This is a genomic window from Escherichia sp. MOD1-EC7003 (assembly GCF_002965065.1).
Classification (GTDB): Bacteria; Pseudomonadota; Gammaproteobacteria; order Enterobacterales; family Enterobacteriaceae; genus Escherichia.
Genome location: NZ_PTRE01000018.1, coordinates 14,812 through 36,036, shown reverse-complemented (window position 1 = coordinate 36,036; position 21,225 = coordinate 14,812). Strand labels below are relative to the sequence as shown.

Genomic DNA, 21,225 nt, shown 5'->3' with positions numbered 1-21,225 from the left:
TCATTAGCAGCCTAAGTTATGCGAAAATGCCGGTCTTGTTACCGGCATTTTTTATGGAGAAAACATGCGCTTACCGATCTTCCTCGATACAGACCCCGGCATTGACGATGCCGTTGCCATTGCCGCTGCGATTTTTGCCCCCGAACTCGACCTGCAACTGATGACCACCGTCGCAGGTAATGTCTCGGTAGAGAAAACCACCCGCAACGCCCTGCAACTGCTGCATTTCTGGAATGCCGATATTCCGCTTGCTCAGGGAGCTGCTGTACCACTGGTTCGCGCACCGCGTAATGCGGCATCTGTGCACGGTGAATCGGGAATGGCAGGGTACGACTTTGTCGAGCACAACAGAAGCCCACTGGATAAACCGGCATTTCTGGCTATTCGGGATGCTCTGATGCGTGCGCCAGAGCCCGTTACTCTGGTAGCCATCGGCCCGTTAACCAATATTGCGTTATTACTTTCACAATGTCCGGAATGCAAGCCGCATATTCGCCGTCTGGTGATCATGGGCGGTTCTGCCGGGCGCGGCAACTGCACGCCAAACGCCGAGTTTAATATCGCTGCCGATCCAGAAGCGGCAGCATGTGTTTTCCGCAGCGGCATCGAAATCGTCATGTGCGGTCTGGATGTCACCAATCAGGCGGTGTTAACTCCTGATTATCTTGCCACGTTGCCGGAGTTGAATCGTACCGGAAAAATGCTGCACGCCTTGTTTAGCCACTACCGCAGCGGCAGTATGCAAAGTGGATTGCGTATGCACGATCTTTGCGCTATCGCCTGGCTGGTGCGACCGGACTTGTTCACTCTCAAACCGTGTTTTGTCGCGGTGGAAACTCAGGGCGAATTTACCTCAGGTGCTACGGTAGTCGATATTGATGGTTGCCTGGGTAAACCCGCCAATGTACAGGTGGCATTGGATCTGGATGTAAAAGGCTTCCAGCAGTGGGTGGCTGAGGTGCTGGCCCTGGCGTTCTAATAATAAAACAAGGAAGTGTTCAATGACGTATGGAGAAGCGTATCTGGAAGGGTGGAAAAACATCTTTAATTATGAAGGTGTTTCCAACCGTTTAGAGTTCTGGTCGTTTATTAGCGGAAGTGCAGTTATCTGCCTGCTACCGCTTATATGCTGGTGGTTGGCGACAACAATTAACAATGACTATGGTGCTTTCATTTTTTTTGCGCTGCCCGCATCATTTATTTTAACGTTGATTTTTGCCGTACCGGGAATGGCGTTAGGCTTCAGAAGGATGCAGGATATCGGGTGTCCTGGGTGGTGGTTTGCTATCGGCGTTTTGATCCCCTATGGGGGCATAATTCTGTTAATACTGTGCTGCCTGCCATCAAAATCACAAAAGCAGGCATAATGACAGACGGCGTGACGTGGCTGTTTGCACCTCATGCCTTTCACTGATATCCCTCCCTGTTTATCATTAATTTCTAATTATTAGCGTTTTTGGCTGGCAGCGTCGCGATACGCTGGGTACTCTGAAACGGTTTACGCAAAATTAACAAGAGAGAATAGCTATGCATAATGCAAACATTCGCGTGGCCATCGCGGGAGCGGGTGGTCGCATGGGGCGGCAGTTGATTCAGGCGGCGCTGGCGCTGGAAGGCGTAGAGCTTGGCGCGGCGCTGGAGCGCGAGGGATCTTCTTTACTGGGCAGCGACGCCGGTGAACTGGCCGGAGTCGGAAAAACGGGCGTTACCGTGCAAAGCAGTCTCGATGCGATAAAAGATGATTTTGACGTATTTATCGATTTTACTCGTCCGGAAGGCACGCTGAATCATCTGGCATTTTGTCGCCAGCATGGCAAAGGGATGGTGATTGGCACTACGGGGTTTGACGAAGCAGGCAAACAAGCTATTCGTGATGCCGCCGAGGATATTGCGATTGTCTTTGCCGCTAACTTTAGCGTCGGTGTCAATGTCATGCTTAAGCTGCTGGAGAAAGCCGCTCAGGTAATGGGTGACTACACTGACATCGAAATTATCGAAGCACATCATCGACATAAAGTTGATGCACCGTCAGGCACAGCGCTGGCGATGGGCGAAGCAATTGCTCATGCTCTGGACAAAGATCTGAAAGATTGTGCGGTCTACAGTCGTGAAGGCCATACCGGTGAACGTGTGCCCGGCACCATTGGTTTTGCCACAGTACGTGCGGGTGACATCGTTGGCGAACATACCGCTATGTTTGCCGATATCGGCGAACGGCTGGAGATCACCCATAAGGCGTCCAGCCGCATGACATTTGCTAACGGTGCAGTAAGGTCGGCACTGTGGCTGAATGGCAAGCATAATGGTTTTTTTGATATGCGAGATGTGCTAAATCTCACTAATTTGTAGCAATTAAACATTGCTATTGATGCAAAAATAATCAATTTAATTTTATGATTTTACAGGCCTTTATTTTTAAGGCCTTTTATTTTGATTGTCTTAATCATATTTTAATGAGAGATGGTGGAAAATTGATGTTTTTGTCGTTTGTTTTTGTTGTTTTAATGTAAATTTTGACCATTTGGTCCACTTTTTATCGTGCCGCATCTGTTGAATGCATTCTTCTCACTGCGCAAGCGTTTTCCAGACAGAGTTAGCTGATCTTTTTGTCGCTTAATGCCTGCAAAACATGCATGAGCCACAAAATAATATAAAAATCCTGCCATTAAGTTGACATTTAGCTCCCATATCTCCAGAATGCCGCCGTTTGCCAGAAATTCGTCGGTAAGCAGATTTGCATTGATTTACGTCATCATTGTGAATTAATATGCAAATAAAGTGAGTGAATATTCTCTGGAGGGTGTTTTGATTAAGTCAGCGCTATTGGTTCTGGAAGACGGAACCCAGTTTTACGGTCGGGCCATAGGGGCAACAGGTTCGGCGGTTGGGGAAGTCGTTTTCAATACTTCAATGACCGGTTATCAAGAAATCCTCACTGATCCTTCCTATTCTCGTCAAATCGTTACTCTTACTTATCCTCATATTGGCAATGTCGGCACGAATGACGCCGATGAAGAATCTTCTCAGGTACATGCACAAGGTCTGGTGATTCGCGACCTGCCGCTGATTGCCAGCAACTTCCGTAATACCGAAGACCTCTCTTCTTACCTGAAACGCCATAACATCGTGGCGATTGCCGATATCGATACCCGTAAGCTGACGCGTTTACTGCGCGAGAAAGGCGCACAGAATGGCTGCATTATTGCAGGCGATAACCCGGATGCGGCGCTGGCGTTAGAAAAAGCCCGCGCGTTCCCAGGTCTGAACGGCATGGATCTGGCAAAAGAAGTGACTACTGCGGAAGCCTATAGCTGGACACAAGGGAGCTGGACGTTGACCGGCGGCCTGCCAGAAGCGAAGAAAGAAGACGAGCTGCCGTTCCACGTCGTGGCTTATGATTTTGGCGCCAAGCGCAACATCCTGCGTATGCTGGTGGACAGAGGCTGCCGCCTGACCATCGTTCCGGCGCAAACCTCTGCTGAAGATGTGCTGAAAATGAACCCGGACGGCATCTTCCTCTCCAACGGTCCTGGCGACCCGGCCCCGTGCGATTACGCCATTACCGCCATCCAGAAATTCCTCGAAACCGACATCCCGGTATTTGGCATTTGCCTCGGTCATCAACTGCTGGCGCTGGCGAGTGGTGCGAAGACTGTCAAAATGAAATTTGGTCACCACGGCGGCAACCATCCGGTGAAGGATGTTGAGAAAAACGTGGTGATGATCACTGCCCAGAACCATGGTTTTGCGGTGGACGAAGCAACATTACCTGCAAACCTGCGTGTTACGCATAAATCCCTGTTCGACGGTACGTTACAGGGGATTCATCGCACCGATAAACCGGCGTTCAGCTTCCAGGGACACCCTGAAGCCAGCCCCGGTCCGCACGATGCCGCACCGTTGTTCGACCACTTTATCGAGTTAATTGAGCAGTACCGTAAAACCGCTAAGTAATCAGGAGTAAAAGAGCCATGCCAAAACGTACAGATATAAAAAGTATCCTGATTCTGGGGGCGGGTCCGATTGTTATCGGTCAGGCGTGTGAGTTTGACTACTCTGGTGCGCAAGCATGTAAAGCCCTGCGCGAAGAGGGTTACCGCGTCATTCTGGTGAATTCCAACCCGGCGACCATCATGACAGACCCGGAAATGGCTGATGCGACCTACATCGAGCCGATTCACTGGGAAGTTGTACGCAAGATTATTGAAAAAGAGCGTCCGGATGCGGTGCTGCCAACCATGGGCGGCCAGACGGCGCTGAACTGTGCGCTGGAACTTGAGCGTCAGGGGGTGCTGGAAGAGTTCGGGGTCACCATGATTGGTGCTACCGCTGATGCGATTGATAAAGCTGAGGACCGCCGCCGTTTCGACGTAGCGATGAAGAAAATCGGTCTGGAAACTGCGCGTTCCGGTATCGCACATACCATGGAAGAAGCGCTGGCGGTTGCCGCTGACGTGGGCTTCCCATGCATTATTCGCCCATCCTTTACCATGGGCGGTAGCGGCGGTGGTATCGCTTATAACCGGGAAGAGTTTGAAGAAATTTGCGCCCGCGGTCTGGATCTCTCTCCGACCAAAGAACTGCTGATTGATGAGTCGCTGATCGGCTGGAAAGAGTACGAGATGGAAGTGGTGCGTGATAAAAACGACAACTGCATCATCGTCTGCTCTATCGAAAACTTTGATGCGATGGGCATCCACACCGGTGACTCCATCACTGTCGCACCAGCACAAACGCTGACCGACAAAGAATATCAAATCATGCGTAACGCCTCGATGGCAGTGCTGCGTGAGATCGGTGTTGAAACCGGCGGTTCCAACGTCCAGTTTGCGGTTAACCCGAAAACCGGTCGCCTGATTGTTATCGAAATGAACCCGCGCGTGTCTCGCTCCTCCGCACTGGCGTCGAAAGCCACCGGCTTCCCGATTGCCAAAGTAGCGGCGAAACTGGCGGTGGGTTACACCCTCGACGAACTGATGAACGACATCACTGGCGGGCGTACTCCGGCCTCCTTCGAGCCGTCCATCGACTACGTGGTCACCAAAATCCCGCGCTTTAACTTTGAGAAATTCGTCGGTGCTAACGACCGTCTGACTACTCAGATGAAATCGGTTGGTGAAGTGATGGCGATTGGTCGCACGCAGCAGGAATCCCTGCAAAAAGCGCTGCGCGGCCTGGAAGTCGGTGCGACCGGCTTCGACCCGAAAGTCAGCCTCGACGATCCGGAAGCGCTGACCAAAATCCGTCGCGAGCTGAAAGACGCAGGTGCAGAGCGTATCTGGTATATCGCCGATGCCTTCCGTGCGGGCCTGTCTGTAGACGGTGTGTTTAACCTGACCAACATTGACCGCTGGTTTCTGGTACAGATTGAAGAGCTGGTGCGTCTGGAAGAGAAAGTGGCAGAAGTGGGCATCACTGGCCTGAACGCTGACTTCCTGCGCCAACTGAAACGCAAAGGCTTTGCCGATGCGCGTCTGGCAAAACTGGCGGGCGTACGCGAAGCGGAAATCCGTAAGCTGCGTGACCAGTATGACCTGCATCCGGTTTACAAACGCGTGGATACCTGTGCGGCAGAGTTCGCCACCGACACCGCTTACATGTACTCCACTTATGAAGAAGAGTGCGAAGCGAATCCGTCCACCGACCGTGAAAAAATCATGGTGCTCGGCGGCGGCCCGAACCGTATCGGTCAGGGTATCGAATTCGACTATTGCTGCGTACACGCCTCACTGGCGCTGCGTGAAGACGGTTTTGAGACCATTATGGTTAACTGTAACCCGGAAACCGTCTCCACCGACTACGACACTTCCGACCGCCTCTACTTCGAGCCGGTAACGCTGGAAGATGTGCTGGAAATCGTGCGTATTGAGAAGCCGAAAGGTGTTATCGTTCAGTACGGCGGTCAGACCCCGCTAAAACTGGCACGTGCGCTGGAAGCCGCTGGCGTGCCGGTTATCGGCACCAGCCCGGATGCTATCGACCGTGCGGAAGACCGTGAACGCTTCCAGCACGCGGTTGATCGTCTGAAACTGAAACAACCGGCGAACGCCACCGTTACCACCATCGAAATGGCGGTTGAGAAGGCGAAAGAGATTGGCTACCCGCTGGTGGTGCGCCCGTCTTACGTTCTCGGCGGTCGGGCGATGGAAATCGTCTATGACGAAGCTGACCTGCGTCGCTACTTCCAGACGGCGGTCAGCGTGTCTAACGATGCGCCAGTGTTGCTGGATCACTTCCTTGATGACGCGGTAGAAGTTGACGTGGACGCCATCTGCGACGGCGAAATGGTGCTGATTGGCGGCATCATGGAGCACATTGAGCAGGCGGGCGTGCACTCCGGTGACTCCGCATGTTCTCTGCCAGCTTACACTTTAAGTCAGGACATTCAGGATGTGATGCGCCAGCAGGTGCAGAAACTGGCCTTCGAATTGCAGGTACGCGGCCTGATGAACGTGCAGTTTGCAGTGAAAAACAACGAAGTCTACCTGATTGAAGTTAACCCGCGTGCGGCGCGTACCGTTCCGTTCGTCTCCAAAGCCACTGGCGTACCGCTGGCAAAAGTGGCGGCGCGCGTCATGGCTGGTAAAACGCTGGCTGAGCAGGGCGTAACCAAAGAAGTTATCCCGCCGTATTACTCAGTGAAAGAAGTGGTGCTGCCGTTCAATAAATTCCCGGGCGTTGACCCGCTGTTAGGGCCAGAAATGCGCTCTACCGGGGAAGTGATGGGCGTGGGCCGCACCTTCGCTGAAGCGTTTGCCAAAGCGCAGCTGGGCAGCAACTCCACCATGAAGAAACACGGTCGTGCGTTGCTCTCCGTGCGCGAAGGCGACAAAGAACGCGTGGTGGACCTGGCGGCAAAACTGCTGAAACAGGGCTTCGAGCTGGATGCGACCCACGGCACGGCGATTGTGCTGGGCGAAGCGGGCATTAATCCGCGTCTGGTGAACAAGGTGCATGAAGGTCGTCCGCACATTCAGGACCGTATCAAGAATGGCGAATATACCTACATCATCAATACCACCTCAGGTCGTCGTGCGATTGAGGACTCCCGTGTGATCCGTCGCAGTGCGCTGCAATATAAAGTGCATTATGACACCACGCTTAACGGCGGGTTTGCCACCGCGATGGCGCTGAATGCCGATGCGACCGAAAAAGTAATTTCGGTGCAGGAAATGCACGCACAGATCAAATAATAGCGTGTCATGGTGGATATTTTTCATCCACTAATTTGATCGAATAACTAATACGGTTCTCTGATGAGGACCGTTTTTTTTGCCTATAAAGTAAATCTTTTGGGGAATCGATATTTTTGATGGTATAAGCAGGATTTAGCTCACACTTATCGACGGTGAAGTTGCATACTATCGATATATCCACAATTTTAATATGGCCTTGTTTAATTGCTTCAAAACGAGTCATAGCCAGACTTTTAATTTGTGAAACTGGAGTTCATATGTGTGAAGGATATGTTGAAAAACCACTCTACTTGTTAATAGCTGAATGGATGATGGCTGAAAATCGGTGGGTGATAGCAAGAGAGGTCTCTATTCATTTCGATATTGAACACAGCAAGGCGATTAATACCCTGACTTATATTCTGTCGGAAGTCGCAGAAATAAGCTGCGAAGTTAAGATGATCCCTAATAAGCTGGAAGGGCGGGGATGCCAGTGTCAGCGACTGGTTAAAGTGGTCGATATCGATGAGCAAATTTACGCGCGCCTGCGCAATAATAGTCGGGAAAAATTAATCGGTGTCAAAAAGACGCCGCGTATTCCTGCCGTTCCGCTCACGGAACTTAACCGCGAACAGAAGTGGCAGATGATGTTGTCGAAGAGTATGCGTCGTTAATTGGCGTTTATTAATATCGTGCAGCCTGGTTGCCGGATGCGATGCTGTGCATCTTATCCGGCCTACGGGTGTCATCCGGCGAGATTATCGCTTTGGCGTCACATTTGTCGTCCCCTGCAAACGGGGGCGATTTTCCTCCATCTGCCTCAACGGCTGCGTTTCATGTAACGATGCGCGGCAGCGCCCGACCAGATCCTGATACTCTTTGGTATTCAATCGTTTCCAGTGTAACTCGTCGTCACTAATGCTCCGTACAGCGCGGGCTGGCGTGCCCATCAACAACTGGCGTTTCTCGCCGCTAAAGCCCGCTTTAACAAAGCTCATGGCGGCCACAATGCTCTCTTCACCAATGACCGCGCGATCCATAATCACGCTGTTCATCCCGACCAGTGCATCGCGACCAATCACACAACCATGGAGGATCGCGCCGTGCCCGATATGGCCGTTTTCCCCTACAATGGTGTCAGTATCACAGTAGCCGTGCATGATGCAGCCATCCTGAATATTGGCTCCCGCTTGCACGATCAATCTCCCGTAATCACCACGCAGTGAGGCGAGGGGGCCGACGTAGACACCGGCTCCCACAATCACATCGCCAATCAATACTGCACTGGGATGGACAAACGCCGTCGGGTGAACCACCGGAATTAACCCCTCAAAGGCGTAATAGCTCACGGCTGTTAACGTCCTTTCCACACTGGGCTGCGCTTCTCGGCAAACGCCAGAGGCCCTTCAATGGCATCTTCCGAATGTAGAACCGATGGATAGTGTTTCAACACGCCGCTGCGAATATAGCGATACGCTTCTTCTACCGGCATTTCGCTGGTGGTGCGGTAGATCTCTTTCAGCGCCGCGATCGCCAGCGGGGCGCTGTCAACCAGTTGCTGCGCCAGTTCGCGGGCGTTATCCATCAGTTCTGCCTGGCTAACCACGCGGTTGACGATCCCCCAACGCTGCGCCTCTTCTGCGCCCATTCTTCTGCCAGTCATTACCATTTCATTGACGATAGCAGGCGGCAGGATCTTTGGCAGACGCAGTACGCCGCCACTGTCAGGGACGATGCCCAGTTTAGCTTCCGGCAGAGCGAAGCTGGCGTTATCGGCACAGACAATAAAATCTGCCGCCAGCGCCAGTTCAAAGCCCCCGCCAAAGGCGTAGCCGTTCACGGCTGCGATAACCGGTTTATCGAGATTGAAAATTTCGGTTAATCCCGCAAAACCACCCGGACCAAAGTCAGCATCCGGTGCTTCGCCTTCAGCTGCCGCTTTTAAATCCCAGCCTGCGGAAAAGAATTTCTCTCCGGCACCAGTAATAATAGCGACGCGTAATTGCGGATCGTCACGGAAATTTAGAAAAACTTCGCCCATCTCAAAGCTGGTTTTCGCATCAATAGCATTCGCTTTTGGGCGATCAAGGGTAATTTCCAGAATTGATCCATTGCGGGTCAGATGTAATGATTCACTCATTCCTTTTCTCCATTTTTACTTTTTCAGGGACGACAATATCCCTGCAAAAAATGCATATTGTTTTAGAGCGTGATTATTAGTTGGCAGGGGAGTTCCCTGCCGTTTCATTTATTTCAGATTCTTTCTGATTATTTTCCCTGAGCAATTACGTGGCAGATCTTTTCTGATCTCCAGATAAGACGGCACTTTAAATTTCGCCATATTCTGTTCGCAGAAGTGGAAGAATTCCTCTTCGCTCAATGTTTCACCTTCATTCAGCACCACAAATGCTTTGATAGCTTCATCACGAATCGAATCTTTAATACCAACAACCACGATGTCCTGAATTTTCGGATGGGCAGAGATAATATTTTCCAGCTCCACGCAGGAGACATTCTCGCCACCGCGTTTAATCATGTTGCAGCGGCGATCGACAAAATAAAAAAATCCCTCTTCGTCGCGGTATCCGGTATCGCCAGTATGCAGCCAGCCATCGGCTTCCAGGATTCTGGCAGTGGCTTGTGGGTTGAGAAAGTACTCTTTGAAGATGGTTTTCCCCGGTTCGCCTTTAATGCAAATTTCGCCGATCTCTCCTGCCGGGAGCGGACGGTTGTGATCGTCGCGGATTTCCGCTTCGTAGCAAAACCCCGCCCGGCCAATCGACGGCCAGCGTCGTTTATCTCCGGGGCGATCGCCGATAATGCCAACAATGGTTTCCGTCATCCCATAAGATGTCAGCAAGCGAACGCCGAAGCGTTCACAAAATGCGTCTTTTTCCTGCTCCGACAGGTTGAGATAAAACATCACTTCTCGCAGGCGGTGTTGTCGATCGTTCACAGAAGGTGGCTGTACCATCAAGGTACGGATCATCATCGGAATACATTCGGTAACGGTGGCATGGTACTTCTGTACCTGTCCCCAGAAGGCGCGGGCGCTGTATTTCTCGAGCAGCACAAAGGTGGCTCCGGCAGAAAAGGCTGCCATCGCCGCAGTACACTGGCAATCGATATGAAACGCAGGCATTACCGTCAGGTAGACGTCATCGTCACGCAGTGCGCACTGCCAGGCAGAGTAATATCCAGCGAAGCGCAGGTTGTAATGGGTAATCACCACCCCTTTCGGTCGGGAAGTTGTACCGGAGGTAAAAAGAATTTCCACCGTATCGGCGGTCGACAGCGGTGGTGCATAGCACAAGGTGGCAGATTGTTGATTTTTCAGTTGAGTAAACGAACTCACGCCATCCTCTGCGGGAAGCGCCACATCTGTCAGGCAAATGTGCCGCAGCTGCGTGGCATCTTCCTGCTGAATTTGTTGATACATAGGATAGAACTGCGCACTGGTTACCAGCAGGCACGCCTGGCTATTTTGCAGGATCCACGCGCTTTCCTCGCGCAACAGGCGGGCGTTAATCGGCACTATAATCGCACCAATTTTTGCCAGCCCGAACCAGCAAAAGATAAATTCCGGGCAGTTGTCCAGATGCAGCGCAACCTTATCGCCTTTGCGAATCCCCAGTGCATAAAACAGGTTTGCCGTGCGGTTAATTTCCTGATTTAACTCAAGATAACTATACCGGTTAACGACTCCACCGCTGGATTCACAAATCAGCGCCGTTTTATGACCGTAAACGTCTGCCAGATCGTCCCACATTTGACGTAAATGTTGTCCGCCAATGATATCCATTGCACCTCTATCCATTCTGTTCGTTTGTTATTGGGCGGGCGCTAGTCAGGCAAGCCGACTGGCGCCACGCGTTTAGTCCTCAACTTTGGCCAGACCTTTGCTGACCAACTCCTGAATGTCGTTTTCGCTGTAGCCGATATTTTTCAAAATGGCAGCGGTGTCCATGCCATGTGATGGCATTCCGCGCCAGATTTGGCCGGGGTTATTTTTGAATTTCGGCATCACGTTCGGTCCTTTGCAGGTGCGACCATCCATCGTTTGCCACTGGGTGATTGATTCGCGGGCCACATACTGTGGATTACTTTCCAGTTCCGGTACGGTCAGTACTTTGGCGCAGGCGATATTCAGTTCGGCAAAGCGCTCTTTTACCTCTGCGATGGTATGTGCCGCCAGCCAGGCATCGAGTTTCTCTTCTACCAGTGGGCCGTAAGGGCATTCGATACGGTGAATAAGCTGAGTGCCTTCCGGGATTTCTGGTGTACCGAGCAGATGCGCGAGACCAATATCTTTAAAGCATTCTGCAATCTGAGTAATGCCCACCAGTTCCATCACGATGTAGCCGTCGGCGCATTTGTACAGACCGCAACCGGCGTAGTAGGGATCTTTACCTTTGGTCATGCGCGGACACATTTCGCCGCCGTTGAAGTAATCCATCATGAAGTACTGGCCCATACGCAGCATCACTTCATACATGGCGATGTCGATACTTTCACCTTTACCGGTTTCGCGTACTTTATGCAGTGCCGCCAGTGCCGCAGTGGTGGCGGTCAGGCCGGAGAAGTAGTCGGCGGTATACGGGAAAGCAGGCATTGGCTGGTCAACATCACCGTTCTGAATCAGATAACCACTGAAGGCCTGGGCGATGGTGTTATAGGCCGGAAGATTGGTGTACTCCTCGGTGCCGTACTGACCAAAACCGGACAGGTGAGCGATAACCAGTTTCGGGTTGTGCTGCCAAAGCACTTCATCGGTAATGCCACGACGGGCAAAGGCCGGACCCTTACTGGCTTCGATGAAGATATCGGTGGTTTCCATTAATTTCAGAAACGCTTCGCGGCCTTCATCTTTGAAAATATTTAACGACAGTGCGTGCAAATTGCGGCGGGAGAGCTGCGGGTAGTTCGGCTGTACACGAATGGTGTCGGCCCAGGCGACGTTCTCGATCCAGATAACTTCCGCACCCCATTCTGCGAACATTTGCCCGGCGAACGGCCCGGCGATTTCGATACCGGAGAAGACAACGCGCAATCCGGCCAGCGGCCCGAATTTCGGCATGGGTAGATGATCCATTATTAGCTCCTGAAAAATTTATGTAGCGCATGACTGCCGGATGCGGCGTAAACGCCTTATCCGGCCTACATTCGTGCTCCCGTAGGCCTGATAAGACGCGTCAGCGTCGCATCAGGCAGCGCACGGACTTAACGGTATTGCTTCAGCACCGCACGTCCCAGCGTCAGGATCTGCATTTCGTCAGATCCCCCGGAGACGCGGTCTACACGCAGGTCACGCCAGAAGCGGCTGATGCGGTGGTTGCCCGCAATCCCGACACCGCCCAGCACCTGCATTGCGCTATCCACCACTTCAAATGCCGCATTGGCGCAGAAGTATTTGCACATCGCCGCATCGCCGGAGGTGATGGTGCCGTTGTCTGCTTTCCATGCTGCCTCATAAAGCATATTTTTCATGGAGTTAAGTTTGATCGCCATGTGAGCGAATTTTTCCTGAATCAACTGGAAACGACCAATAGCCTCGCCAAACTGCACGCGCTGGTTGGCGTAGTGCGCCGCATCTTCAAAGGCACACATCGCCGTACCATAGTTGGTGAGGGCTACCAGGAAACGTTCATGGTCGAACTCTTCTTTGACGCGGTTAAAGCCGTTACCTTCCCGACCGAACATGTCTTTCTCGTCCAGTTCCACATCGTCAAAGGTGATTTCACAGCAGCTATCCATACGCAGACCGAGCTTCTCAAGTTTGGTCACTTTGATGCCCGGTTTGCTCATATCAACAAACCATTCGGTGTAGACAGGTTTGTCCGGAGAAGCCCCATCGCGCGCCATCACCACGATGTACGGGGTGTAGGCGCTGCTGGTAATAAAACACTTACTACCATTAAGATAAATCTTACCATTTCTACGGGTATAAGTCGTTTTCAGGCTACCCACGTCGGAGCCTGCGCCCGGTTCGGTAATCGCTGAGTTCCACATCTGCTTACCAGTGCCGCGGAAAGCCATAATCTTGTCGATCTGCTCTTGTGTGCCTTCGCGCAGGAAAGTGTTGAATCCACCTGGCAACTGGTACAGCACGTAGGTTGGTGCCCCCAAACGACCCAGTTCCATCCACACGGCGGCGAGGGTAACAAACCCCGCGTCCAGACCACCGTGCTCTTCAGGGATCAGCAGGCTGTCGATCCCCATATCTGCCAGTGCTTTGACAAAACGTTCCGGGTAGACGCTGTCACGGTCGCACTCGGCAAAATAGGCCTCCCAGTTTTCGCTGGCCATCAGTTCGCGGATACCGGCGACAAACAGTTCCTGCTCATCATTTAAATTAAAATCCATCTTTCAACCTCTTGATATTTTGGGGGTTAATTAATCTTTCCAGTTCTGTTTCGCGTCTTTAATAAAGGAGAGCGTCACCATAATGTTGACGAAGAACAGCGGGCATCCTCCGGCGATAATGGCGGTTTGAATCGGTTTCAGGCCGCCGAGCGCCAGCAGAACAATGCCGATAATGCCAACCAGAACTGACCAGCCGATACGTACCAACAGTGGTGGTTCTTCGCCGTCGCGGACTTCGCGGCAGGTGGACATTGCCAGGGTGTACGAACAGGCGTTAATCAGTGTCACGGTGGCAATAAAGCAGAGAATGAAGAATCCCCACATGGTGGCGGTGCTGAGCGGCAGAGCGGCCCAGGTTTCGATAATGGCGCGTGGCACTCCGTGTTCGGCGATCAGTTTCGGAATGTTGAGGATGTTTTTGTCCATCAGCAGCATCGTGTTACTGCCCAGCACGGTCCACAAAATCCAGGTGGATGCGGTCAGACCAGTGACCATACCCAGACACAGCTCGCGTACGGTACGACCACGGGAAATACGGGCGAGGAATATACACATTTGAATGGCGTAAACGACCCACCACGCCCAATAGAAGACAGTCCAACCCTGCGGGAAACCGCCTTTGCCTACGGCATCCGTGTAGAACAGCATGCGTGGCAAATGCATCAACAGAATCCCGACTGAGTCGGTGAAGTAGTTCATGACAAAGCTGGCGCCGCTGACGATAAATACCCAACCCAACATAAGGAAACTTAAGTAGCTGCGTACGTCACTGGCGATCTTGACTCCTTTTTGCAGGCCGCAGGCGACACAAATAGCGTTCAGGATGATCCAACAGGTGATGATGATAGCGTCCAGTTGCAGGGTATGCGGAATGCCAAACAACCATTGCATACACTCGGTCACCAGCGGCGTGGCAAGGCCCAGACTGGTGCCCATCGCCAAGATCAAGGCGACGAGATAGAAGTTGTCGACGATGGTACCGAACAATCCTTTGGCGTGTTTTTCACCTACCAGTGGCACCAGGGTGGAACTGGGGCGAATGACGTCCATCTTGCGAACAAAGAAGAAGTAAGCAAATGCCACGGAGAGGAAGCTGTAAGTTGCCCACGGTAATGGCCCCCAGTGGAATAAGCTATAAGCCAGACCAATCTCTTTCGCTCCGATCGAGTTAGGCGTAAGCGCGAACGGTGGGGTAGAGATGTAGTAGTAGATTTCGATGGAACCCCAGAACAGTACGGCGGCTGACGTACAGGAGGCGAACATCATAAAAATCCAGCTTGCGGTGCTGAATTCTGGTTGTTCGTTACCTAATTTCTTTTTGGCGTAAGGACCAAACACCAGCCAGAACCAGCCAAACAGCATCACCACCATATACCATTCAAACGCCCATCCCCATACATTGGTGACGTAACTGAATACAGCATTAATAACGACATTCGCTGCATCCAGATCTCTGACTGTAAGCCAACAAAGGATGCCAACAATTATTAATGGCGGAAAAAATACCTTCGGTTCTATTCCCGTCTTTCTCTTTTCATTTTTCATGAGTTAATTCCAATGTGAAAACGAATATTTATTTTGCGTTCCCGTTTGTTTTATTTTTTTTAACATTCAATATGATTATCATTAACCTCGTGGACGCGTTAATGGCTAACTCATAATGGGTATTCGCTATGCTGCATTCTGTGATAATCATCACATTTTTATATCGGGTGAAAATGAGGGTTTTTTATGTAAATACTTCTTTTTAATCAATTGAATATGCTTTGTTTTGAGTGAAAAATCAGCATCTGGCTTTCAATATTGGTGATCCATAAAACAATATTGAAAATTTCTTTTTTCTACGTCATGTTTTCAATATTGGTGAGGGGCTTAACAATATTGAAAGTTGGATTTATCTGCGTGTGACATTTTCAATATTGGTGATTAAAGTTTTATTTCCGAATTAAAGGGCGTGATATCTGTAATTAACACCACCGATATGAACGACGTTTCCTTCATGATTTCTGGAGATGCAATGAAGATTATTACTTGCTATAAGTGCGTGCCTGATGAACAGGATATTGCGGTCAATAATGCTGATGGTTCGTTAGACTTCAGTAAAGCCGATGCCAAAATAAGCCAATACGATCTCAACGCTATTGAAGCGGCTTGCCAGTTAAAACAGCAGGCGGCAGAGGCGCTGGTGACGGCCTTAAGTGTAGGCGGTAAAGCCCTGACCAACGCCAAAGGGCGTAAAGATGTACTATCGCGCGGTCCGGATGAACTGATTGTGGTGATTGATGACCAGTTCGAGCAGGCACTGCCGCAACAAACGGCCAGCGCACTGGCTGCAGCCGCCCAGAAAGCAGGTTTTGATCTGATCTTGTGCGGCGATGGTTCTTCCGACCTTTATGCCCAGCAGGTTGGTTTGCTGGTGGGTGAAATCCTCGATATTCCGGCAGTTAACGGCGTCAGCAAAATTATCTCCCTGACGGCAGATACCCTCACCGTTGAACGCGAGCTGGAAGATGAAACAGAAACGTTAAGCATTCCGTTGCCTGCGGTTGTTGCTGTTTCCACTGATATCAACTCCCCACAAATCCCTTCGATGAAAGCCATTCTCGGTGCAGCGAAAAAGCCAGTTCAGGTGTGGTCGGCTGCAGATATTGGCTTTAGTGCCGTGGAAGCCTGGTCTGAACAACAGGTTGCCGCGCCGAAACAGCGCGAGCGTCAACGCGTCGTGATTGAAGGCGACGGCGAAGAACAGATCGCCGCATTTGCTGAAAATCTTCGCAAAGTCATTTAATTACAGGGAATGCTATGAACACGTTTTCTCAAGTCTGGGTATTCAGCGATACCCCTTCTCGTCTGCCGGAACTGATGAACGGTGCGCAGGCTTTAGCTAATCAAATTAACACATTTGTCCTCAATGATGCCGACGGCGCACAGGCAATCCAGCTTGGTGCTAATCATGTCTGGAAATTAAGCGGCAAACCGGACGATCGGATAATCGAAGATTACGCCGGTGTCATGGCTGACACTATTCGCCAGCACGGCGCAGACGGCCTGGTGCTGCTGCCGAACACCCGTCGCGGCAAATTACTGGCGGCAAAACTGGGTTATCGCCTTAAAGCGGCGGTCTCTAACGATGCCAGCACCGTCAGCGTACAGGACGGTAAAGCGACAGTGAAACACATGGTTTACGGCGGTCTGGCGATTGGCGAAGAACGCATTGTCACGCCGTATGCGGTACTGACCATCAGCAGCGGCACGTTCGATGCGGCTCAGCCAGACGCTTCGCGCACTGGCGAAACGCACACTGTGGAGTGGCAGGCTCCGGCTGTGGCGATTACCCGCACGGCAACGCAGGCGCGCCAGAGTAACAGTGTCGATCTCGATAAAGCCCGTCTGGTGGTCAGTGTCGGTCGCGGCATTGGCAGCAAAGAGAACATTGCGCTGGCAGAGCAGCTTTGCCAGGCGATAGGTGCGGAGTTGGCCTGTTCTCGTCCGGTGGCAGAAAACGAAAAATGGATGGAGCACGAACGCTATGTCGGTATCTCCAACCTGATGCTCAAACCTGAACTGTACCTGGCGGTGGGGATCTCCGGGCAGATCCAGCACATGGTTGGCGCGAATGCATCGCAAACCATTTTCGCCATCAACAAAGATAAAAATGCGCCGATCTTCCAGTACGCGGATTACGGCATTGTTGGCGACGCCGTGAAGATCCTTCCGGCGCTGACCGCAGCTTTAGCGCGTTGATCCACTCTGGCAGGGCTGCATTACGGCCCTGCCGCTGACAGGGAGCTCTTATGTCCGAAGATATCTTTGACGCCATCATCGTCGGTGCAGGGCTTGCCGGTTCGGTTGCCGCACTGGTGCTCGCCCGCGAAGGGGCGCAAGTGTTAGTTATCGAGCGTGGCAATTCCTCAGGTGCCAAGAACGTCACCGGCGGGCGTCTCTATGCCCACAGCCTGGAACACATTATTCCTGGTTTCGCCGAATCCGCCCCCGTAGAACGCCTGATCACCCATGAAAAACTCGCGTTTATGACGGAAAAGTCAGCTATGACCATGGACTACTGCAATGGCGACGAAACCTCGCCATCCCAGCGTTCTTACTCCGTTTTGCGCAGTAAATTTGATGCCTGGTTGATGGAGCAGGCCGAAGAAGCGGGCGCGCAGTTAATTACCGGGATCCGCGTCGATAACCTGGTACAGCGCGATGGCAAAGTTGTCGGCGTAGAAGCCGATGGCGATGTGATTGAAGCGAAAACGGTGATCCTTGCTGACGGGGTGAACTCCATTCTTGCCGAAAAGCTGGGGATGGCTAAACGTGTTAAACCGACGGATGTGGCGGTTGGCGTGAAGGAACTGATCGAGTTACCGAAGTCGGTAATCGAAGACCGTTTTCAGTTGCAGGGTAATCAGGGCGCAGCCTGCCTGTTTGCGGGGGCCCCCACTGATGGCCTGATGGGCGGCGGCTTCCTTTATACCAATGAAAATACCCTGTCGCTGGGGCTGGTTTGTGGTCTGCATCATTTGCATGACGCGAAAAAATCGGTGCCGCAAATGCTGGAAGATTTCAAACAACATCCGGCAGTTGCACCGCTGATCGCGGGTGGCAAGCTGGTGGAATATTCCGCTCATGTAGTGCCGGAAGCAGGCATCAACATGCTGCCGGAGCTGGCCGGTGACGGCGTATTGATTGCCGGTGATGCTGCCGGAATGTGTATGAACCTCGGTTTTACCATTCGTGGTATGGATCTGGCGATTGCAGCCGGGGAAGCAGCAGCAAAAACTGTGCTTTCAGCGATGAAAAGCGACGATTTCAGTAAGCAGAAACTGACGGAATATCGTCAGCATCTGGAGAGTGGCCCGCTGCGCGATATGCGGATGTACCAGAAACTACCGGCGTTCCTTGATAACCCGCGCATGTTTAGCGGCTACCCGGAACTGGCGGTAGGTGTGGCGCGTGACCTGTTCACCATTGACGGTAGTGCGCCGGAACTGATGCGCAAGAAAATCCTCCGCCACGGCAAGAAAGTGGGCTTCATCAATCTGATCAAGGATGGCATGAAAGGAGTGACCGTTTTATGACTTCTCCCGTCAATGTGGACGTCAAACTGGGCGTCAATAAATTCAATGTCGATGAAGAGCATCCGCACATTGTTGTGAAGGCCGATGCCGATAAACAGGCACTGGAGCTGCTGGTGAAAGCGTGCCCTGCCGGTCTGTACAAGAAGCAAGATGACGGCAGTGTGCGCTTCGATTACGCCGGATGTCTGGAGTGCGGCACCTGTCGCATTCTGGGGCTGGGGTCGGCGCTGGAACAGTGGGAATACCCGCGCGGCACCTTTGGTGTGGAGTTTCGTTACGGCTGATGTTGGTTTTTATGGCGCGTAACGGTAGGCCGGATGAAGCGTTTACGCCGCATCCGGCGGTCGTTGCCTGAATTAACGCTGTACCGATTCTCATTGCAAAAAAACAGGAATAACCCATGCAACCGTCCAGAAACTTTGACGATCTCAAATTCTCCTCTATTCACCGCCGCATTTTGTTGTGGGGAAGCGGTGGCCCGTTTCTGGATGGCTATGTATTGGTGATGATTGGTGTGGCGCTGGAACAACTGACTCCAGCGTTGAAGCTGGACGCAGACTGGATTGGTCTGCTGGGGGCGGGAACTCTCGCCGGGTTGTTTGTCGGCACGTCGTTGTTTGGCTATATCTCCGATAAAGTCGGGCGGCGCAAAATGTTCCTGATAGATATCATTGCCATCGGCGTAATATCTGTGGCGACGATGTTTGTCTCATCCCCCGTCGAACTGTTGGTGATGCGCGTACTTATTGGTATTGTCATCGGCGCGGATTACCCCATCGCCACCTCAATGATTACCGAGTTCTCCAGCACCCGCCAGCGAGCATTCTCGATCAGCTTTATTGCCGCAATGTGGTATGTCGGGGCGACCTGTGCCGATCTGGTCGGTTACTGGTTGTATGATATGGAAGGCGGCTGGCGCTGGATGCTGGGTAGTGCGGCGATCCCATGTTTGTTAATTTTGATTGGTCGATTCGAACTGCCTGAATCTCCCCGCTGGTTGTTACGCAAAGGGCGAGTAAAAGAGTGTGAAGAGATGATGATCAAACTATTTGGCGAACCGGTGGTTTTCGACGAAGAGCAACCGCAGCAAACCCGTTTTCGCGATCTGTTTAATCGACGCCACTTTCCATTTGTCCTGTTTGTCGCCGCCATCTGGACCTGCCAGGTAATCCCAATGTTCGCCATTTACACCTTTGGTCCACAAATCGTCGGCTTACTGGGGCTTGGTGTCGGTAAAAATGCGGCGCTGGGGAACGTGGTGATTAGCCTGTTCTTTATGCTCGGCTGTATTCCACCGATGCTGTGGCTTAACACTGCCGGACGGCGCCCATTGTTGATTGGTAGCTTTGCCATGATGACGCTGGCGCTGGCGGTTTTGGGGCTGATCCCGGATATGGGGATCTGGCTGGTGGTAATGGCCTTTGCGGTATATGCCTTTTTCTCTGGCGGGCCGGGTAATTTGCAGTGGCTCTATCCTAATGAACTCTTCCCGACGGATATCCGTGCCTCTGCCGTGGGCGTGATTATGTCCTTAAGCCGTATTGGCACTATTGTTTCGACCTGGGCGCTGCCAATCTTTATCAATAATTACGGTATTAGTAACACGATGCTGATGGGGGCGGGGATCTCGCTGTTTGGCCTGCTGATTTCCGTAGCGTTTGCCCCGGAAACACGCGGGATGTCACTGGCGCAAACCAGCAATATGACGATCCGCGGGCAGAGAATGGGGTAATTTGTTCAGATTTCTCTCTTTTCTGAATCAATATTATTGACTATAAGCCGCGTGAATATATGACTACACTTTGTGGGAAAACAAAGGCGTAAACACGCGGGCTTATAACTATGATCCTCATAATTTATGCGCATCCGTGTCCGCATCATTTCCATGCGAATAACCGGATGTTTGAACAAGCAAGGACGCTGGAAATCGTTGAAATCCGCTCTCTTTATCAACGCTATCCTGACTTCAATATCGATATTGCCATGCAGACGATGGTCGAGACCAGGGAGAGAACGTGGACTCGTCAGCAGAATATAAAATTTTCCTCAACATCATCCTCGCACCAGTCGACGACGGTTTACGCTTTACGTATAGTGGCGACAATTTTTTTTATCGGGAAATCTCAATGATCAGTCTGATTGCGGCGTTAGCGGTAGATCGCGTTATCGGCATGGAAAACGCCATGCCGTGGAACCTGCCTGCCGATCTCGCCTGGTTTAAACGCAACACCTTAAATAAACCCGTGATTATGGGCCGCCATACCTGGGAATCCATCGGCCGTCCGCTACCAGGGCGCAAGAATATTATCCTCAGCAGCCAGCCGGGTACAGATGAGCGCGTAACGTGGGTGAAATCGGTTGATGAGGCGATCGCGGCGTGTGGTGACGTACCAGAAATTATGGTGATTGGCGGTGGTCGCGTTTATGAGCAGTTCCTGCCCAAAGCGCAAAAACTGTATCTGACGCATATCGACGCGGAAGTGGAAGGCGACACCCATTTCCCGGATTACGAACCGGATGACTGGGAATCGGTATTCAGCGAATTCCACGACGCTGATGCGCAAAACTCCCATAGCTATTGCTTTGAGATTCTGGAACGGCGGTAA

General features: G+C 51.8%; 18 protein-coding genes and 1 pseudogene. 13 read left to right on the top strand and 6 right to left on the bottom strand.

Translation table 11 applies throughout. The features are described 5' to 3' along the window. The first annotated feature begins 64 nt into the window (after window positions 1-64). From rihC to caiF, 6 genes are all read left to right on the top strand, one after another. The gene (rihC, locus tag A7090_RS02640) at window positions 65-979 is read left to right on the top strand and encodes a ribonucleoside hydrolase RihC (protein WP_105272924.1); all 915 of its coding nucleotides are present in this window, start codon (window positions 65-67) and stop codon (window positions 977-979) included. Window positions 980-1,001: 22 nt separating this feature from the next. After that, entirely contained in the window at window positions 1,002-1,367 is a 366-nt protein-coding gene (locus A7090_RS02635; protein ID WP_105272923.1) for a DUF805 domain-containing protein, read from the top strand. A 160-nt stretch (window positions 1,368-1,527) separates the two neighbouring features. Continuing rightward, a complete protein-coding gene (gene dapB, locus A7090_RS02630) occupies window positions 1,528-2,349 on the top strand; it encodes a 4-hydroxy-tetrahydrodipicolinate reductase (protein WP_105272922.1) in 822 nt (273 codons plus the stop codon). Window positions 2,350-2,805: 456 nt separating this feature from the next. Further along, entirely contained in the window at window positions 2,806-3,954 is a 1,149-nt protein-coding gene (gene carA / locus A7090_RS02625; RefSeq protein WP_105272921.1) for a glutamine-hydrolyzing carbamoyl-phosphate synthase small subunit, read from the top strand. 17 nt (window positions 3,955-3,971) lie between these two features. Then, window positions 3,972-7,193: a carbamoyl-phosphate synthase large subunit gene (gene carB / locus A7090_RS02620; RefSeq protein WP_105272920.1), complete on the top strand. Its 3,222-nt coding sequence runs from the start codon at window positions 3,972-3,974 to the stop codon at window positions 7,191-7,193. Between the two features lie 260 nt (window positions 7,194-7,453). Continuing rightward, a complete protein-coding gene (gene caiF / locus A7090_RS02610; RefSeq protein ID WP_105272918.1) occupies window positions 7,454-7,849 on the top strand; it encodes a carnitine metabolism transcriptional regulator CaiF in 396 nt (131 codons plus the stop codon). A gap of 84 nt (window positions 7,850-7,933) precedes the next feature. On the opposite strand, the gene caiE is transcribed toward caiF, so the two are convergent. From caiE to caiT, 6 genes are all read right to left on the bottom strand, one after another. After that, window positions 7,934-8,524: a carnitine operon protein CaiE gene (gene caiE / locus A7090_RS02605; RefSeq protein ID WP_105272917.1), complete on the bottom strand. Its 591-nt coding sequence runs from the start codon at window positions 8,522-8,524 to the stop codon at window positions 7,934-7,936. Window positions 8,525-8,529: 5 nt separating this feature from the next. Further along, complete coding sequence (gene caiD, locus A7090_RS02600; RefSeq protein WP_105272916.1) at window positions 8,530-9,315, bottom strand: crotonobetainyl-CoA hydratase; 786 nt, start codon at window positions 9,313-9,315, stop codon at window positions 8,530-8,532. Window positions 9,316-9,423: 108 nt separating this feature from the next. After that, window positions 9,424-10,977: a crotonobetaine/carnitine-CoA ligase gene (gene caiC / locus A7090_RS02595; protein WP_105272915.1), complete on the bottom strand. Its 1,554-nt coding sequence runs from the start codon at window positions 10,975-10,977 to the stop codon at window positions 9,424-9,426. Between the two features lie 72 nt (window positions 10,978-11,049). Beyond that, entirely contained in the window at window positions 11,050-12,267 is a 1,218-nt protein-coding gene (gene caiB / locus A7090_RS02590; RefSeq protein ID WP_000349943.1) for an L-carnitine CoA-transferase, read from the bottom strand. 128 nt (window positions 12,268-12,395) lie between these two features. Next, complete coding sequence (gene caiA, locus A7090_RS02585) at window positions 12,396-13,538, bottom strand: crotonobetainyl-CoA dehydrogenase (RefSeq protein ID WP_087534716.1); 1,143 nt, start codon at window positions 13,536-13,538, stop codon at window positions 12,396-12,398. A 30-nt stretch (window positions 13,539-13,568) separates the two neighbouring features. Then, complete coding sequence (gene caiT, locus A7090_RS02580; RefSeq protein WP_105272914.1) at window positions 13,569-15,083, bottom strand: L-carnitine/gamma-butyrobetaine antiporter; 1,515 nt, start codon at window positions 15,081-15,083, stop codon at window positions 13,569-13,571. Window positions 15,084-15,555: 472 nt separating this feature from the next. On the opposite strand from caiT, the gene A7090_RS02575 reads away from it, so the two are divergent. From A7090_RS02575 to folA, 7 genes and pseudogenes are all read left to right on the top strand, one after another. Beyond that, the gene (locus A7090_RS02575; protein WP_105272913.1) at window positions 15,556-16,326 is read left to right on the top strand and encodes an electron transfer flavoprotein FixA; all 771 of its coding nucleotides are present in this window, start codon (window positions 15,556-15,558) and stop codon (window positions 16,324-16,326) included. Between the two features lie 14 nt (window positions 16,327-16,340). Continuing rightward, window positions 16,341-17,282, top strand: coding sequence for an electron transfer flavoprotein subunit alpha/FixB family protein (locus A7090_RS02570; protein ID WP_105272912.1), 942 nt, complete (start codon window positions 16,341-16,343; stop codon window positions 17,280-17,282). Window positions 17,283-17,332: 50 nt separating this feature from the next. After that, window positions 17,333-18,619, top strand: a complete 1,287-nt coding sequence (locus tag A7090_RS02565) for an FAD-dependent oxidoreductase (RefSeq protein ID WP_105272911.1) — start codon at window positions 17,333-17,335, stop codon at window positions 18,617-18,619. Beyond that, window positions 18,616-18,903 (top strand): ferredoxin-like protein FixX, encoded by a 288-nt coding sequence (gene fixX / locus A7090_RS02560; protein ID WP_000203741.1) that lies wholly within the window; start codon window positions 18,616-18,618, stop codon window positions 18,901-18,903. Before A7090_RS02565 ends, fixX begins: the two co-directional genes overlap by 4 nt. A 116-nt stretch (window positions 18,904-19,019) precedes the next feature. After that, a complete protein-coding gene (locus tag A7090_RS02555; protein WP_105272910.1) occupies window positions 19,020-20,351 on the top strand; it encodes an MFS transporter in 1,332 nt (443 codons plus the stop codon). Between the two features lie 110 nt (window positions 20,352-20,461). Next, window positions 20,462-20,608 (top strand): annotated as a pseudogene (locus A7090_RS02550) (glutathione-regulated potassium-efflux system oxidoreductase KefF); the annotation flags it as partial. Window positions 20,609-20,745: 137 nt separating this feature from the next. After that, a complete protein-coding gene (gene folA / locus A7090_RS02545; RefSeq protein WP_105272909.1) occupies window positions 20,746-21,225 on the top strand; it encodes a type 3 dihydrofolate reductase in 480 nt (159 codons plus the stop codon).

What these genes read in the sequence shown, in the direction of transcription:
- rihC (WP_105272924.1), top strand. Translation starts at nt 65, where the DNA reads ATGCGCTTACCGATCTTCCTCGATACAGACCCCGGCATTGACGATGCC.
- A7090_RS02635 (WP_105272923.1), top strand. Translation starts at nt 1,002, where the DNA reads ATGACGTATGGAGAAGCGTATCTGGAAGGGTGGAAAAACATCTTTAAT.
- dapB (WP_105272922.1), top strand. Translation starts at nt 1,528, where the DNA reads ATGCATAATGCAAACATTCGCGTGGCCATCGCGGGAGCGGGTGGTCGC.
- carB (WP_105272920.1), top strand. Translation starts at nt 3,972, where the DNA reads ATGCCAAAACGTACAGATATAAAAAGTATCCTGATTCTGGGGGCGGGT.
- caiF (WP_105272918.1), top strand. Translation starts at nt 7,454, where the DNA reads ATGTGTGAAGGATATGTTGAAAAACCACTCTACTTGTTAATAGCTGAA.
- caiD (WP_105272916.1), bottom strand. Translation starts at nt 9,315, where the DNA reads ATGAGTGAATCATTACATCTGACCCGCAATGGATCAATTCTGGAAATT.
- caiC (WP_105272915.1), bottom strand. Translation starts at nt 10,977, where the DNA reads ATGGATATCATTGGCGGACAACATTTACGTCAAATGTGGGACGATCTG.
- caiB (WP_000349943.1), bottom strand. Translation starts at nt 12,267, where the DNA reads ATGGATCATCTACCCATGCCGAAATTCGGGCCGCTGGCCGGATTGCGC.
- caiA (WP_087534716.1), bottom strand. Translation starts at nt 13,538, where the DNA reads ATGGATTTTAATTTAAATGATGAGCAGGAACTGTTTGTCGCCGGTATC.
- caiT (WP_105272914.1), bottom strand. Translation starts at nt 15,083, where the DNA reads ATGAAAAATGAAAAGAGAAAGACGGGAATAGAACCGAAGGTATTTTTT.
- A7090_RS02575 (WP_105272913.1), top strand. Translation starts at nt 15,556, where the DNA reads ATGAAGATTATTACTTGCTATAAGTGCGTGCCTGATGAACAGGATATT.
- A7090_RS02570 (WP_105272912.1), top strand. Translation starts at nt 16,341, where the DNA reads ATGAACACGTTTTCTCAAGTCTGGGTATTCAGCGATACCCCTTCTCGT.
- A7090_RS02565 (WP_105272911.1), top strand. Translation starts at nt 17,333, where the DNA reads ATGTCCGAAGATATCTTTGACGCCATCATCGTCGGTGCAGGGCTTGCC.
- fixX (WP_000203741.1), top strand. Translation starts at nt 18,616, where the DNA reads ATGACTTCTCCCGTCAATGTGGACGTCAAACTGGGCGTCAATAAATTC.
- A7090_RS02555 (WP_105272910.1), top strand. Translation starts at nt 19,020, where the DNA reads ATGCAACCGTCCAGAAACTTTGACGATCTCAAATTCTCCTCTATTCAC.
- folA (WP_105272909.1), top strand. Translation starts at nt 20,746, where the DNA reads ATGATCAGTCTGATTGCGGCGTTAGCGGTAGATCGCGTTATCGGCATG.